Here is a 12,256-nt window from a genome sequence, read left to right on the forward strand (position 1 = left end):
TCGGTGACGTCGGGGGTCAGCCGACGACCCGGCCGGTCGCCTCGCCCGACCGCGCGTCGCGGATGACCGACCGCTCGATGTCGATCACCAGGCCGGGCAGGGACGGCACCGTCCGGCGGCCCGCCTCGGGGGGCAGGGCGGCGGTCAGGTCGTCCAGCACGGACTCCAGCGCCGACTCGGGGACGGTGACCGCCAGCGCCTCGTCGTCGATCTCCACGGCGGAGTAGGCGTCGCCGGGCCGGAACCAGATCCGCGCGTCGTTCCCGTGGACGATCAGGTCGCGGCCGAACGGCAGGCGGCGGCGCAGCGCCTCGGCGATGGACGGGGCGGGCAGCGCGCCCAGGCGGATCGTGACCGTGTCCGCCTCGCGGCTCCAGCTCACGACGTCCACGAACACCGAGCCCTGGCTCGACCCGTCGCGCGCGGCGCCCTGCCGCACGGTCTCGGCCACGGCCGGAGCCGTCATCAGCGAGGCCCGGTCGAGATCGGTGACGAACAGCGGCATGTGCGGGTTCAGCGTTTCCAGCAGCGATTCGGTGTTCCAGCCCCGGGCCGCCTCGTACTCGTCGTACGCGAGCCCGACCACCTGCAGGAATTCCATGCGGCCGTGCGGTGTGGAGATCGCCCCGAGTTCCGGGTCCTGGACGAACGCGGCGGCGCGGATCGCGGTGTCGTCGCGGTCGGTGGCGATCGGGCCGTTGAGGTCGATGTGGTGGCCGGCCTCGAACCAGTTGCCCGATTCGAAGACGTACCGGCCGAGGTTCTGCAGGAAGTTGGCCGGCCAGACCGGCGGCTCGGCGTCGGCGGGCTCGGCGGGATCGCGCACCAGCCGGAAGGTGAACTCGAAGCCCCAGCCCGATTCGTCGGGATTGCTGGAGTGCTTGTCGTACAGCTCGGTCATCCCGTAGGAAACGTAATGCCAGTGCGGGACCGGGTCCTCGCGCCGGTAGACGCTGATGCCGTCGAGCGGGTCGGGCCCGCCCAACGCCCACTTGATGATCGTTCCCCAGTGGTACGGCTCGGCATCGCCGTAGATTCGGGCGAGTGCACCGTCGATCGCGTCCCAGCCGGGGGATGTTTCAGCCATAGACCGTCACCTTAGTCCGACATGGGGGACACGTTACGGCGAAACGGGAGACCCTGAGGACACTCGATCCGAACCCTGGGGGGCCGACGTGCGATCTAACGATGTGACCGGCGGAACGAGGTCCCCGGTCCGGACGTCTCATCGGCGTCACGGTGGTTTACTTGGGCGCGCCGACGCACAGGGACACCGTCCGGCGCCTTCGGCACATGACCCCCGTTTCCTCGTCGGACGGGCGGGCAGGCCAGTCACACAGGCCTCAGGACACACCGTTTTCGCAGCTAAAGGAGTCAATCGGGATGACCATGGGCCACGAGGTCCGCTACCGCGTCAGCGGCGGGCGGCGACTGCACGGCACCGTCTTCATCCAGGGCGCCAAGAACGCCGTCCTGCCGATGATCGGCGCCTCGCTGATGGCCGCCACGGGCCGCACGGTCCTGCGCAACGTCCCGATCATCGAGGACGTGCGGCGCGCCGTCGAGCTGGCCCGGGCCGTGGGCGCCAAGGCCGAACTGCACGAGGCCGAGCGCACCCTGGTGATCGACGCGTCCCGGTTGGACAGCCCGGTCCTGCCAGCCGACATCGCCTCCCGTTTCCGTGGTTCCTTCCTGTTCGTCCCCGCGCTGCTGCACCGGCTCGGCGAGGCCGTGATCGAGGGCGTGGGCGGCTGCAATCTGGGCAGCCGCAACCTGGACTTCCACTACAACGGTTTCAAGCGGCTCGGCGCCACCGTCACCGAGCAGATGGACGGCAACGGCAACGGGATCATCCACATCAAGGCCGGCGACATGCGCGGCGGCACGCTGTACTGCGACACCCCGTCGCACACCGGCACCGAGAACCTGATCATGGCCGCCGCGCTGGCCCGGGGCACCACGCTGATCAAGAACGCGGCGCTGGAGCCGGAGGTGCTCGACCACATCGCGCTGCTGCAGGCCATGGGCGCCCGCATCAGCGGCGGCGGCACCGGCTTCATCACCGTGGAGGGCGTGGACGGGCTGACCGCCGTCGAGCACACCGTCATGCCCGACCGCATCGACGCGGGCGTGTTCGTCATGGCCGCCGCGATCACCGGCGGCGACCTGAACCTGGTGGGCGCCTCGCTGGAGCACCTGGGCGTGGCCGCCGACAAGCTGGAGCAGATGGGCGTGGAGTTCCACCAGCAGGGCGCGGTGCTGCAGGTGCGCCGCGAGCGCCCGCTGCGGCCCATCAACGTCATCACCGACGAGTACCCCGGCTTCGCCACCGACCTGCAATCGCCGATCATGGCGGTGTCCTGCCTGGCCGACGGCCCGTCCTACATCTACGAGCGGATCTTCGACGGCCGCTTCAAGCTGGCCGACGAGCTGCGCAAGATGGGCGCCGACATCGAGGTCAACGGCAACCGCGCCAAGGTCAACGGCCCGCGTCCGCTGCGCGGCGCCGAGGTGCAGGCGCACGACCTGCGCTGCGGCAGCGCCCTGGTGCTGGCCGGGCTGGCCGCCGAGGGCGAGACCACCATCACCTCGGCCTACTACCTCGACCGCGGCCACGCCCACACCGCCGAGCGCCTGTCCCAGCTCGGCGCCGAGATCACCCGCGAGACCGCCTGACCCGGCCCCGGTCCCGCCGACCGCCCGCCCGCCACCGCGCGGCGCGGGCGGTTTGCCTTTTCACCCGGTTTCCCCCCTGTCGTCGGCCTTCTCCGGGCGCTCCGGAGTGGCGTGCGTTGTCAAGATCGCTTGTAACGTCGGCCGGTCTGAGCGACGTCCTTACTGATACGCGGCAACACAGTCACGACCGTAACAAATTCACCGCCATAGCCCCCACCACGGCCGCGTTCACGCACGGTAAGGGCGGCGGTACGCAGAAGGAGAGCGTCAGCGGATCGTCGGCCGGACCGCCCCGGGACGGCTGACCAGCGGGCGAAGGGGCGCCACCGGACCCGGGAACGGCGCCTTCCGGGCGTCCAAACTGACGTTTCGCTTGATTTTTGGCGATGGCCACCACGGAATGGGCGAATTTCGGGCCACAGGTAAACCAAACGTACGCTACGGGGGTCTTCTCAATGCACATCAGCGCAACAGCGGTGCTGTTGCGGCGTTTTCGGGTCTTGCCTTTCATCTTCGGACGACCGAAGATGCAGGATCAAGACTGACCGAATGGTGACAAATTACTGACTGAGGGGTCGCGTAGGTTACTTTTTCGCCGCACTCTTGATTCGATTTCGCGTCTGGGCGTCACACAACGTCGCCCTGACCCGATCTGCCCACTGAGGAACGAATCGCACGGGAACTGCGGTGCTGGGTCAGAAGGCAGGGGCGACAAGCCATGAGTCAACCGTTGGGCGGAGCGTGCGTGAACGCAGGGCCGGGGCCGGGGCCCCGCCGAGGGGCCGAGCGGGCAACGGGCGGTCGCCGATGACCGCCGCACGGTCGGGATCGGTGACACCGGAGCTCACGATCGGCGTCGTGGGCCCGCATGACCTGGTGGAGCGGGTCATGCTGATGGGACACGGGCCGACGCCGGTGCCGAGCCGGCTGGTGGCCGCGGCGTACCGGGACGAGCAGGAGGCGGCCGACAAGGTCGTCCGGCTCGGCTCGGGCGTGGACGTGTGCCTGTTCGCCAGCCCGGTGCCGTACGACTTCGCCCGCAAGGCCGGGGTATTGACCATGCCGGCGACCTTCGTCCCGCTGAACGGCGCGGCCCTGCAGGGCGCGCTGCTGCGGGCGTCGCTGGACGAACGGTACGACCCCGCCCGGGTCAGCATCGACGTGCTGGGCCGGGCCGAGGTCGAGGAGGCGTACTCAGAGATCAACCTGGCCACCGACCAGGTGCACCTGCGCGAGGAGGCGGCCGGGCCCGGAACGCTGGCCGCCTTCCACGAGCGGCTGTGGCGGCGCGGCGCGACCACGGTGGCGATGACGTGCGTGCACGCCACCGCCGAACGGATGGAGATGGCCGGGGTGCCGACCATCCGGGTGCGTCCGACCGGCGCCGCGATCCGCAGCGCGCTGCAGACGGCGGCGCTGCTCGGCGCGCACCACCGGCTGGAGGAGTCGCAGCTGGTGGTCGTCCTGGTGGACGTGCCGACGCTGCGCGAGACGCCGCGCCGGGTCACCCCCCGCTACTGGCGGGACGAGCTGAAGCTGGCCCTGCACCGGGTGCTGCTGCAGGAGGCGCACCGCATGAACGCCTCGGTGTGGCCGCTGGACGACCACAGCTACCTGGTCATCGCCACACGCGGGTCGGTCACCGCCGGCACCGAGGGGTTCCGCACCCCGCCGTTCGTCGAGCGGGTACGCGAGGAGCTCGGGCTGGCCGTCGAGGTCGGCATCGGCATGGGCCGCACCGCGCACGAGGCCGAGTCGCACGCGCGGGCCGCGCTGGCCCGGTCGCAGAGCTCGCAGCGCACGCAGGGGTTCGCGCTCGACCGGGACGGCCGCGCGCTGGTCCCCGCGCCGCGCACGCCCCCGCGCACCCAGCCGCAGGCCAAGCCCAAGGGGCTGGAGATCCTGGCGCGGCTGGCCGACAAGCTCGGCGACCAGGACCAGCCGCTGATCGTGGACGCGGAGAACGCCGGCAAGATGCTCGGCGTCACGCCGCGCACCGCCCGGCGGCTGCTGCGCACGCTGGTCGAGGAGGGCCTGGCCTGGCCGCTGCCGCCCAACCGCACGCCGCAGCCCGGCCGCCCGCGCCAGCTCTACCGGCTGATCGTCGAGAAGCTGGGCCCCAAGGCCGGCGCCTGACCCCCGTCAGCCGTCAGGCGCGGTGCGGGAAGGCGGCGGCGACGGCCAGGAAGGCGTCGTTCTCCTCCGGAGTCCCGATCGACACCCGGGCGCCCTCGCCCGCGAACGGCCGCACGCTGACGCCCTGGGCGTCGCAGGCCGCGGAGAACTCCATGGTGCGCTCGCCGAGCCGCAGCCACACGAAGTTGGCCTCCGTGGGCGGCACCGTCCAGCCGTCGGCCAGCAGCGTTTCGCGGACCCGGTCGCGCTCCTTGACGGTCTCGTCGACGCGTGCCAGCAGCTCGTCGGTGGCGGCCAGCGACGCCACGGCGGCGGCCTGCGCGACGCTGCTGACGCAGAACGGCAGGTAGGTCTTGCGGATCGCCTCGGCCACCGCCGGGTGCGCCACCAGGTAGCCGACGCGCAGCCCGGCCAGCCCGTACGCCTTGGAGAAGGTGCGCAGGACGGCCACGTTGGGGCGGTCGCCGTACAGGGTCAGCCCGTCGGGCACGTCCGCGTCGCGGATGTACTCGCGGTACGCCTCGTCCAGCACCACCAGGCAGTCGGCGGGCACCCGGTCGAGGAACGCCTCCAGCTCGGCGCGCCGCACCGCGGTGCCGGTGGGGTTGTTGGGGTTGCAGACGAACACCAGGCGGGTCCGCTCGGTGATCGCGTCGGCCATCGCGGCCAGGTCGTGCGTCTCGTCGCGCAGCGGGACCTGGACGGACGTGGCGCCCGACAGCGACACCAGCAGCGGGTAGGCCTCGAACGAGCGCCAGGCGTACACCACCTCGGCGCCCGGCTCCCCGACCGCCTCCAGCAGCATCTGGGTGACCCCGACCGAGCCGCAGCCCACCGCGATGTGGTCCGCGGGCACGCCCTGGCGGGCGCTGATCGCCTCGGTCAGCTCGGCGCAGGCGTTGTCGGGGTAGCGGTTGACGCGCCCGGCGGCCCGGCCGATCGCCTCCACCACCGACGGCAGCGGGCCGAGCGGAGACTCGTTGGACGACAGCTTGAACGACCGGCCGTCCGGCGACACGACCATCTTGCCGGGCTTGTAGGCCACGAACCGGTCGAGGACCGAGCGGAAGCGCGGTGTGGTTGCCTCGGACACCGTTGTCCTCCAGAGCGACGGGGTGGTGGGGTCCAGGGAACGAACCGGCCACCCGAGCGAAACAGACCTAGGAAAGACCTATGAACCGGACGCCTGACGCAGCATCCAGCAAATAGTAACGATCCGGACGAACTCCCAGTCGCGGGTCCCGTTCGGGCGCCAGCCGCGCCGGAACACCTCCTCGGTGAAGTCGTGCAGGTAGGCCAGCAGCGCCTCGGTCTGCGACCGTCCGGGCACCAGTCGCATCTCGCGGATCTCGGCGGCGTGCTGGTCGACGGCCGCGACCAGCGCGGGCGAGCAGGCCATCTCCGCCACGCCGGCCTCGCCGATGTCGCGGACCAGCAGGCCCAGCTCCTCCGACAGATCATCCATGGCGACAAGCTAGCAACGCCCGCCACCTGCCGCGACGTCACCCCCGAAACCCGTCCCAACAACCTCGCCGCACGTCGCGCCCGGTCAGTTGATGATCACGCGCTGCGCTCTCCGCCCGCGCGTTCGCAGCGGGTCGGTGACCCTGCGCAACGCCCCGCCGGGCGGGTCAGGTGTGGGTGAGGGGCTGGGGGGTGGCGGTCCGGTCCGGGCGGGGACGGAGCATGGGCGGGCGGAGCTGTTCGGCGTCGCCCCGGCGGTAGAGCTGGGCGGGGCGGCCGCCGTCGCGCGTGGTGGTGCGGCCGGTGGGGATCAGGAAGCGGTCGGCCCCGGTGACCTTGCGGTGGAAGTTGCGCGGGTCGAGCGGGCAGCCCCAGACGATCTCGTACACCCGGCGCAGCTCGGCCACGGTGAACTCGGGCGGGCAGAACGCGGCGGCCAGCGAGGTGTACTCCAGCTTGGCGCGGGCCCGCTCGACGCCGTCGCACAGGATGCGGCGGTGGTCGAAGGCGGCCCGGTCGCGGTTGATCAGGTCGTCCACCGGCGTCCACAGCACCTGGGCGCGGCTGGAGGCGGGCAGGTCGGGCGCCAGGCCCAGGTAGGCGACGCTGACCACGCGCTGGCGCGGGTCGCGGTCGGGGTAGCCGTAGGTGGCCAGCTGCTCCAGGTGGATGCGCACGTCGGCCAGCCCGGCGCGTTCGGCCATCAGCCGCGCCGCGGCCACCGGCAGGTCCTCGTCGAGCTGGATGAACCCGCCGGGCAGCGACCAGCAGCCGTTGTAGGGGTCGCGGTCGCGCCGCCACATCAGCGCGCACAGCCGATGGCCCCGCACGGTGAGCACGACGAGGTCGACGGTGACGGCGAGGCGGGGCACGGTCATGTCACGAACGTTACCGGCTGCCGGTACGCGGTGACCGGTGCTCGTGCGGCCCGTCCGGCCGAAAGCCCGCCCGCGAGGCGACCGCTACTCGCGGGCGCCGCACGGACGGGCCGGAAGGTGTGGTGTCAGTCGTCCTGCGTGGCGTTGGTGACCGCCGGGACGTGACCGTTGGGGGTGGGCGCGGTGTTCATCCCGGCCAGCATCTGGCGGGCCAGGCCCAGCCCGGTGCCGCCGAGGGTGAGGGCCTTGGCCAGCATGTCCTCCATGCCGTCGGCGCCGTTCAGCACCACCATGTTGTCGACGTTGCCGAACACCTTGGCGCCGGCCTCGACGATCTGCGGCCAGTTCTCGGCGAGCTGCTGGGCGATGACGGCCTCCTGGTTCTCGGCCAGCGCCGCGGCCCGCGCCTTGATCGCCTCGGCCTCGGCCAGACCCTTCTGCCGGGTCGCCTCGGCCTGCGCCTCACCCAGGATGCGGGTGGCCTCGGCCTCCCGCTGCGCCTTGAGCTGGATCTCCTTGGCCTGCGCCTCGGCGCGGCGGATGCGCTCCTCGCGCTCGGCCTCGGCCAGCTTGACCCGCTCGTAGGCGCGGGCGTCGGCGGGCTTGCGGATCTCGCTCTCCAGCCGCTTCTCGGTGCGCTCGGCCTCCAGCTCGGCGTTGCGGGTCTCCTTGAGGATGACCTCCTGCCGGGCCTGCTGCTCGGCCTGCCGCACCTGGCCCTCGTACTCGGCCTTCTTGATCTCGGTGTCCCGGATCACCGCGGCCTTCTGCCGCTCGGCCTCCTGCTCGCGCTCGGTGGCCTCCTGGTCGCGCTCGGCCTCGGCGATGCGGGCGGCCGACGACACCCGGGCCGCGTGCGGACGGCCGAGGTTCATGATGTAGCCGGTCTCGTCGTCGATCTCCTGGATCTGCAGGGAGTCGACGACCAGGCCGAGCTTGCTCATCTCGTCGGCGGCCGAGCTGCGCGTCTCGCTGGTCAGCCGCTCCCGGTTGAGGATCAGGTCCTCGACGGTCAGGCCGCCGATGATCGACCGCAGGTGGCCGGTGAACAGCTCGTGGATGGCGCCGTCCATGGAGCCCTGCTGCTCCAGGAAGCGGCGGGCGGCGTTGGCGATGGACACGAAGTCGTCGCCCACCTTGTAGATCACGACGCCGAGCACCCGGACCGGGATGCCCTGCTGGGTGACGCAGTTGACCTCCAGGTTGGCGGCCCGGCTGTCCAGCCGCAGGCGCCGCGCCACCTGGAACCCGGGCAGCACCGCGGTGCCCTTGCCCGTCACGATCTTGAAGCCCAGGCTGTCCACGCCGTCGATCGGCTTGGACCGCGCGCCCAGCCCCGAGATGATCAGCGCCTCGTTGGGTTCGGCGACCCGCCAGACCATCTTGAACAAGATGATCAGCACGATCAGCGCGACGACCACCGCGATGGGTATTGCTATGGACATGCGGCCTCCTACCGGTCCCGGGCCCCCCGATGCCACTCGACTCGCCCAATAGACGCGGTACAGCCCGAAACGGTTCTGTCGTTTGAACGAAAAGGCCGTGACCGGCCATGCCAAGGCCGCGAACCGCGGGCCGGCGGGAGGATCAGGCCAGGGCTGGGGCGACGTAGACGGTGCGGGGCGGATGGTACTCGACGACGACCACGATGCTCCCCACCGGGATCTCCTCGCGCGGGTCGACCGGATGGGCGTAGAAGGCCTCGACCCCGCCGCGTACGGGGATCATCACCTCGCCGACCAGACCGGGGCCGATCCTGCCGGTGACCCGGCCCTCCTTGCCGATCAAGGGCTCCCCCCGCTGTTTCCCGTGCTCCGGAGGCGGCGCGCCCGGACGGCGTCGTGCCCGGCCGTCCCGGCCCGTGCCACCGCGCGCCCGCGCGATGTGTAGGGGAACGGTATCCGCTCCAACCACCCCATCGCGACCATGCCCCGCGTTCCGTGCGCGCCGCGCGCCCGGATTCCGCGCGCCCCGGCGGGTGGAGGGGGTCAGGGGAGGATGCGGCGGGCCTGGTCGTAGGCCGCGCGGGCGAGCTGCTCGGCCTCGGCGCGGGTGGCGTTCGGCCCGTACAGGCTGATCGTGGCCAGGAAGCGGCGGCCGCGCAGCACCACGTACCAGGTCTTGGTGTGCGAGCCGCCGCTGGTCGTCGTCACGCCCACGGTGCGCGAACCGCCGCCGAGGGTGCCGGGCGGGGCCTCGAACACGCGGTGCTCGGACCACTGCGAGCCCACGCGGGTGCGGAACGTCAGGCAGCCCGCCGGCACGCGCGCCTTGACCTGCTGCTCGGCCGCGTCGGTGGTCATCGCCATCAGCGTCTCGGTGGCCGTCTGGCCGTTGCCTCGGGCGAACGTGACGATCGCGGTGGGCGTGCCGCGGTCGACGCCCGCGGCCGGGCGGCCCGCCGCCTTGGCGCAGCGCGGCTTGTCGAGGGTGACCTGGTCCTGGAGCTGGTCGAAGTTCTGGATGGCCTTGAGCGAGCCGTACTCGCCGGAGTCGGGCTCGCCCGCCCGCTCGTAGCCGGACACGTCCGGCAGCAGGGCCTGTTCGAGCTGGTCGGAGGTGTAGCCGGTGCCGACGGGCGCGGCCCGGTCGGTCGTCCTGAGGGGCTCGGCGTCCCCGTCGTCACCCGCGCAGGACGCCAGCGTCACCGACAGCGCCGTCGCCGTGAGCACCGCCAGCGGAAGGAGCCTGTGCGCCATGGGGCGACCCTATGGGGCACTCGGGGCAAGTCACCCGGGACGACACGCCGTCTGCCCCATCCCGAGCCGGGCGGGCGCGGCCGGGGGGCTCAGGCCTTGTCGGCGCGCTCGTTGTAGACGCCGGTGTACTCCTGCCCGGACAGCTTCTGGATCGTCGCGACGATCTCGTCGGTGATGACGCGCCGCGCCCGGGCGGGCGGCAGGTCGCGGTACTGGGAGAAGTCCATGGGCTGGCCGATGCGCACGGTCGGGCGGGGCCCGAAGACGCGTGGCATGGACGCGCCGAGCGGCTGGATCTTCTCGGTGCCGGTCACGCCGACCGGCAGCACGCGGGCGCCGGAGGCCAGCACCAGCCAGCCGACCCCGGTGCGCCCCCGGTACAGCCGTCCGTCGGGGGACCGGGTGCCCTCGGGGTAGATCGCGAACGCGCCGCTGTTCTCCAGCACCTCCAGGCCCTGCTCCAGCGCGCCCATCGCGGCCCGCTGCGCGCCGCGCTGGACCGGGATGTGCCCGAGCGTGGTGAGGAACCAGCGGACGAACCGCCCCTTGACGCCGCCGCCCACGAAGTAGTCGGCCTTGGCGATGTAGGTGACCGGCCGGGGGATCGCCAGGGGGATGATGAAGCTGTCGATGAACGACAGGTGGTTGCTGGCCACGATCAGCGGACCGTAGTGCGGGACGTTCTCGAGCCCCTCGACCCGCGGCCGGAATAGCAGGCGAAGGATCGGAGCGACCACGCGCGACATGAAAGTGTAGAACACCCAGCCTCCCCAATTCGGCACCGCTACTGTAACCCGCTGGCCGAACCGGACCCCGCTTAGGGACCGCCGTTTCCACCCCGGCCTACCGCCAGGAATGGCCCCATCGCAGGTCAAGGCCACTGATCGGTGATATATCCCACCATATCGCGCGGAGCGACGGAAGTCTTTGATATAGGGGACGATCCCCGGCGGCATCGCATTTCTTACCACGGGGTAGGTTCCCAATGAGTAGCTTTCCGGGGACACCGTGTATCACCGGCGGTCCCCCGGGGCCCGCGGCGCGGCCGGCGGGGATCGGGTCCCCCGCCGGGGGCATCCGGGTCCTCCGAGCGCTTGGATTGGGGCCCCGGTTGCGCGATGCTGAGGATCGACGGGCAGGGGACGGGACCTCTTCCGGGCAGTGAACGAGAGGTTGCCCATGGACTTCGACGTGCACCTGATGCACCACGACCGCTGCACCCTGGTGCGGGTGCAGGGAGAGATCGACGTGGTCTCCCGGCCGCGCTTCGAGCATGCCATGTTCGAGGTCATCGACACGGGCAGCCCCATGATCGTCGACATGCGGCAGGTCACCTTCTGCGACTCCACCGGCCTCAACGCGATCGTGGCGGCCAACCGCCGGGCCGCCGAGCGCGGCGTGCCGATCGCGCTGGTCGCGCTGCCGCCCCGGGTCCGGCGCGTGTTCCGGATCACCGGCGTCGACAAGTTCGTCCCGACCTATGAGACGCTGCGGGAGGCGATCGGCGCCCTGCCGTCCACCGCCACCTCCTGAGGGGAGCCGGCCCGCGCCCGCGCGCGGGTCAGGAGCAGCCCTCGAACTGGGGGACGCTGGTGGTGAGCTTCAGGCCCGACCCGCCGAACCACTTGGTGAGCAGGCGGGCGGCGGTGCCGTCCTGGTACATGCGGGTGATGGCGCGGTTGAGGGCCTCGCACCCGGCCAGGTCGCCCTTGTGCAGGCCGACGCCGTACTTCTCGTCCGTGAACGGGGCGTTGATGATCCTGCCGCTGCGGCCGGCGGCGAACCCGGCCAGGATCAGGTCGTCGGTGGACACGGCGTCGACCCGGGACGCGTCCAGCAGGTCCATGCACTGGCTGTAGGTGTCGACGCGGACCAGGTCGGCGTCGATCTTGCGTTCCTCGGTGACGCGCCGCCAGGAGTTGGAGCCGGTCACCTGGCACAGCCGCTTGCCCTTCAGGTCGCGCACGCCGCGGATGGTGGTGTCGTCGGCGCGCACCAGGGTGTCCTGGTGCGGCACGTAGTACGGCCCGGCGAAGGTGACCTGGGTCTTGCGCGGGGCGGTGATGGAGTACGTGGCGACGATCATGTCGACGGCGCCGTCCCGCAGCGCCTGCTCGCGGACCGAGGACGGCGTGGTGCGGAAGCGGATCCGCTCCGGCGGCACGCCGAGCCGTCCGGCCAGGTAGGTGGCCACGTCCACGTCGAAGCCCTCGTAGCGGCCGTCGGGGCGGCGCAGCCCCAGGTGCGGCTGGTCGGCCTTGACGCCGATGGTCAGCGAGTGCGCGCCCACGATGGTGTCGGCGTCGGGCTCCAGCGCGCACCCCGCCGGGGCGGCGACGGCGACGGCCGCGGTGGCCAGGGCGATCCCCTTGTGCGGGAGGCGCCGGTTGTGCATGACTCAAC

At 71.7% G+C, this 12,256-nt stretch carries 12 protein-coding genes; 3 read left to right on the forward strand and 9 right to left on the reverse strand.

All coding sequences use genetic code 11. From position 1 onward, the window contains the following. Positions 1–16: 16 nt before the first annotated feature. Complete coding sequence (locus ABZ801_RS00110) at positions 17–1,087, reverse strand: suppressor of fused domain protein (protein WP_360690542.1); 1,071 nt, start codon at positions 1,085–1,087, stop codon at positions 17–19. Positions 1,088–1,389: 302 nt separating this feature from the next. Here ABZ801_RS00110 and murA point away from each other — a divergent pair, with 302 nt between their 5' ends. Together murA and ABZ801_RS00120 are read left to right on the forward strand one after the other, a co-directional pair. Beyond that, entirely contained in the window at positions 1,390–2,676 is a 1,287-nt protein-coding gene (gene murA / locus ABZ801_RS00115; protein ID WP_360692654.1) for a UDP-N-acetylglucosamine 1-carboxyvinyltransferase, read from the forward strand. Positions 2,677–3,483: 807 nt separating this feature from the next. Then, a complete protein-coding gene (locus ABZ801_RS00120; RefSeq protein ID WP_344958775.1) occupies positions 3,484–4,812 on the forward strand; it encodes a transcriptional regulator in 1,329 nt (442 codons plus the stop codon). Positions 4,813–4,825: 13 nt separating this feature from the next. On the opposite strand, the gene hisC is transcribed toward ABZ801_RS00120, so the two are convergent. The 7 genes from hisC to ABZ801_RS00155 form a co-directional block, all read right to left on the reverse strand. Further along, positions 4,826–5,905, reverse strand: a complete 1,080-nt coding sequence (hisC, locus tag ABZ801_RS00125; protein ID WP_360690547.1) for a histidinol-phosphate transaminase — start codon at positions 5,903–5,905, stop codon at positions 4,826–4,828. A gap of 78 nt (positions 5,906–5,983) precedes the next feature. Further along, positions 5,984–6,277 (reverse strand): DUF6401 family natural product biosynthesis protein, encoded by a 294-nt coding sequence (locus ABZ801_RS00130; RefSeq protein WP_360690550.1) that lies wholly within the window; start codon positions 6,275–6,277, stop codon positions 5,984–5,986. A 166-nt stretch (positions 6,278–6,443) separates the two neighbouring features. Further along, positions 6,444–7,154 carry an NUDIX domain-containing protein gene (locus tag ABZ801_RS00135; protein ID WP_344958769.1) on the reverse strand — a complete coding sequence of 237 codons (711 nt, stop codon included), beginning with the start codon at positions 7,152–7,154 and terminating at the stop codon, positions 6,444–6,446. 125 nt (positions 7,155–7,279) lie between these two features. Next, positions 7,280–8,599, reverse strand: coding sequence for an SPFH domain-containing protein (locus ABZ801_RS00140; RefSeq protein WP_360690554.1), 1,320 nt, complete (start codon positions 8,597–8,599; stop codon positions 7,280–7,282). Positions 8,600–8,741: 142 nt separating this feature from the next. Further along, positions 8,742–8,942 (reverse strand): hypothetical protein, encoded by a 201-nt coding sequence (locus ABZ801_RS00145; RefSeq protein WP_344958765.1) that lies wholly within the window; start codon positions 8,940–8,942, stop codon positions 8,742–8,744. Positions 8,943–9,142: 200 nt separating this feature from the next. After that, positions 9,143–9,853 carry a hypothetical protein gene (locus ABZ801_RS00150; protein WP_360690558.1) on the reverse strand — a complete coding sequence of 237 codons (711 nt, stop codon included), beginning with the start codon at positions 9,851–9,853 and terminating at the stop codon, positions 9,143–9,145. An 89-nt stretch (positions 9,854–9,942) separates the two neighbouring features. After that, complete coding sequence (locus tag ABZ801_RS00155) at positions 9,943–10,614, reverse strand: lysophospholipid acyltransferase family protein (protein ID WP_360690561.1); 672 nt, start codon at positions 10,612–10,614, stop codon at positions 9,943–9,945. A gap of 418 nt (positions 10,615–11,032) precedes the next feature. Between ABZ801_RS00155 and ABZ801_RS00160 the strand changes: the two genes are divergently transcribed. After that, positions 11,033–11,386: an STAS domain-containing protein gene (locus tag ABZ801_RS00160; RefSeq protein WP_344958759.1), complete on the forward strand. Its 354-nt coding sequence runs from the start codon at positions 11,033–11,035 to the stop codon at positions 11,384–11,386. A 28-nt stretch (positions 11,387–11,414) separates the two neighbouring features. Here the strand turns inward: ABZ801_RS00160 and ABZ801_RS00165 are convergent, their stop codons facing one another. Beyond that, positions 11,415–12,248, reverse strand: coding sequence for a glutamate ABC transporter substrate-binding protein (locus ABZ801_RS00165; RefSeq protein ID WP_360690564.1), 834 nt, complete (start codon positions 12,246–12,248; stop codon positions 11,415–11,417). Positions 12,249–12,256 lie beyond the last annotated feature (8 nt).

Origin of the sequence: Actinomadura sp. NPDC047616 (genome assembly GCF_040642915.1) — a bacterium.
Classification (GTDB): Bacteria; Actinomycetota; Actinomycetes; order Streptosporangiales; family Streptosporangiaceae; genus Spirillospora; species Spirillospora miaoliensis.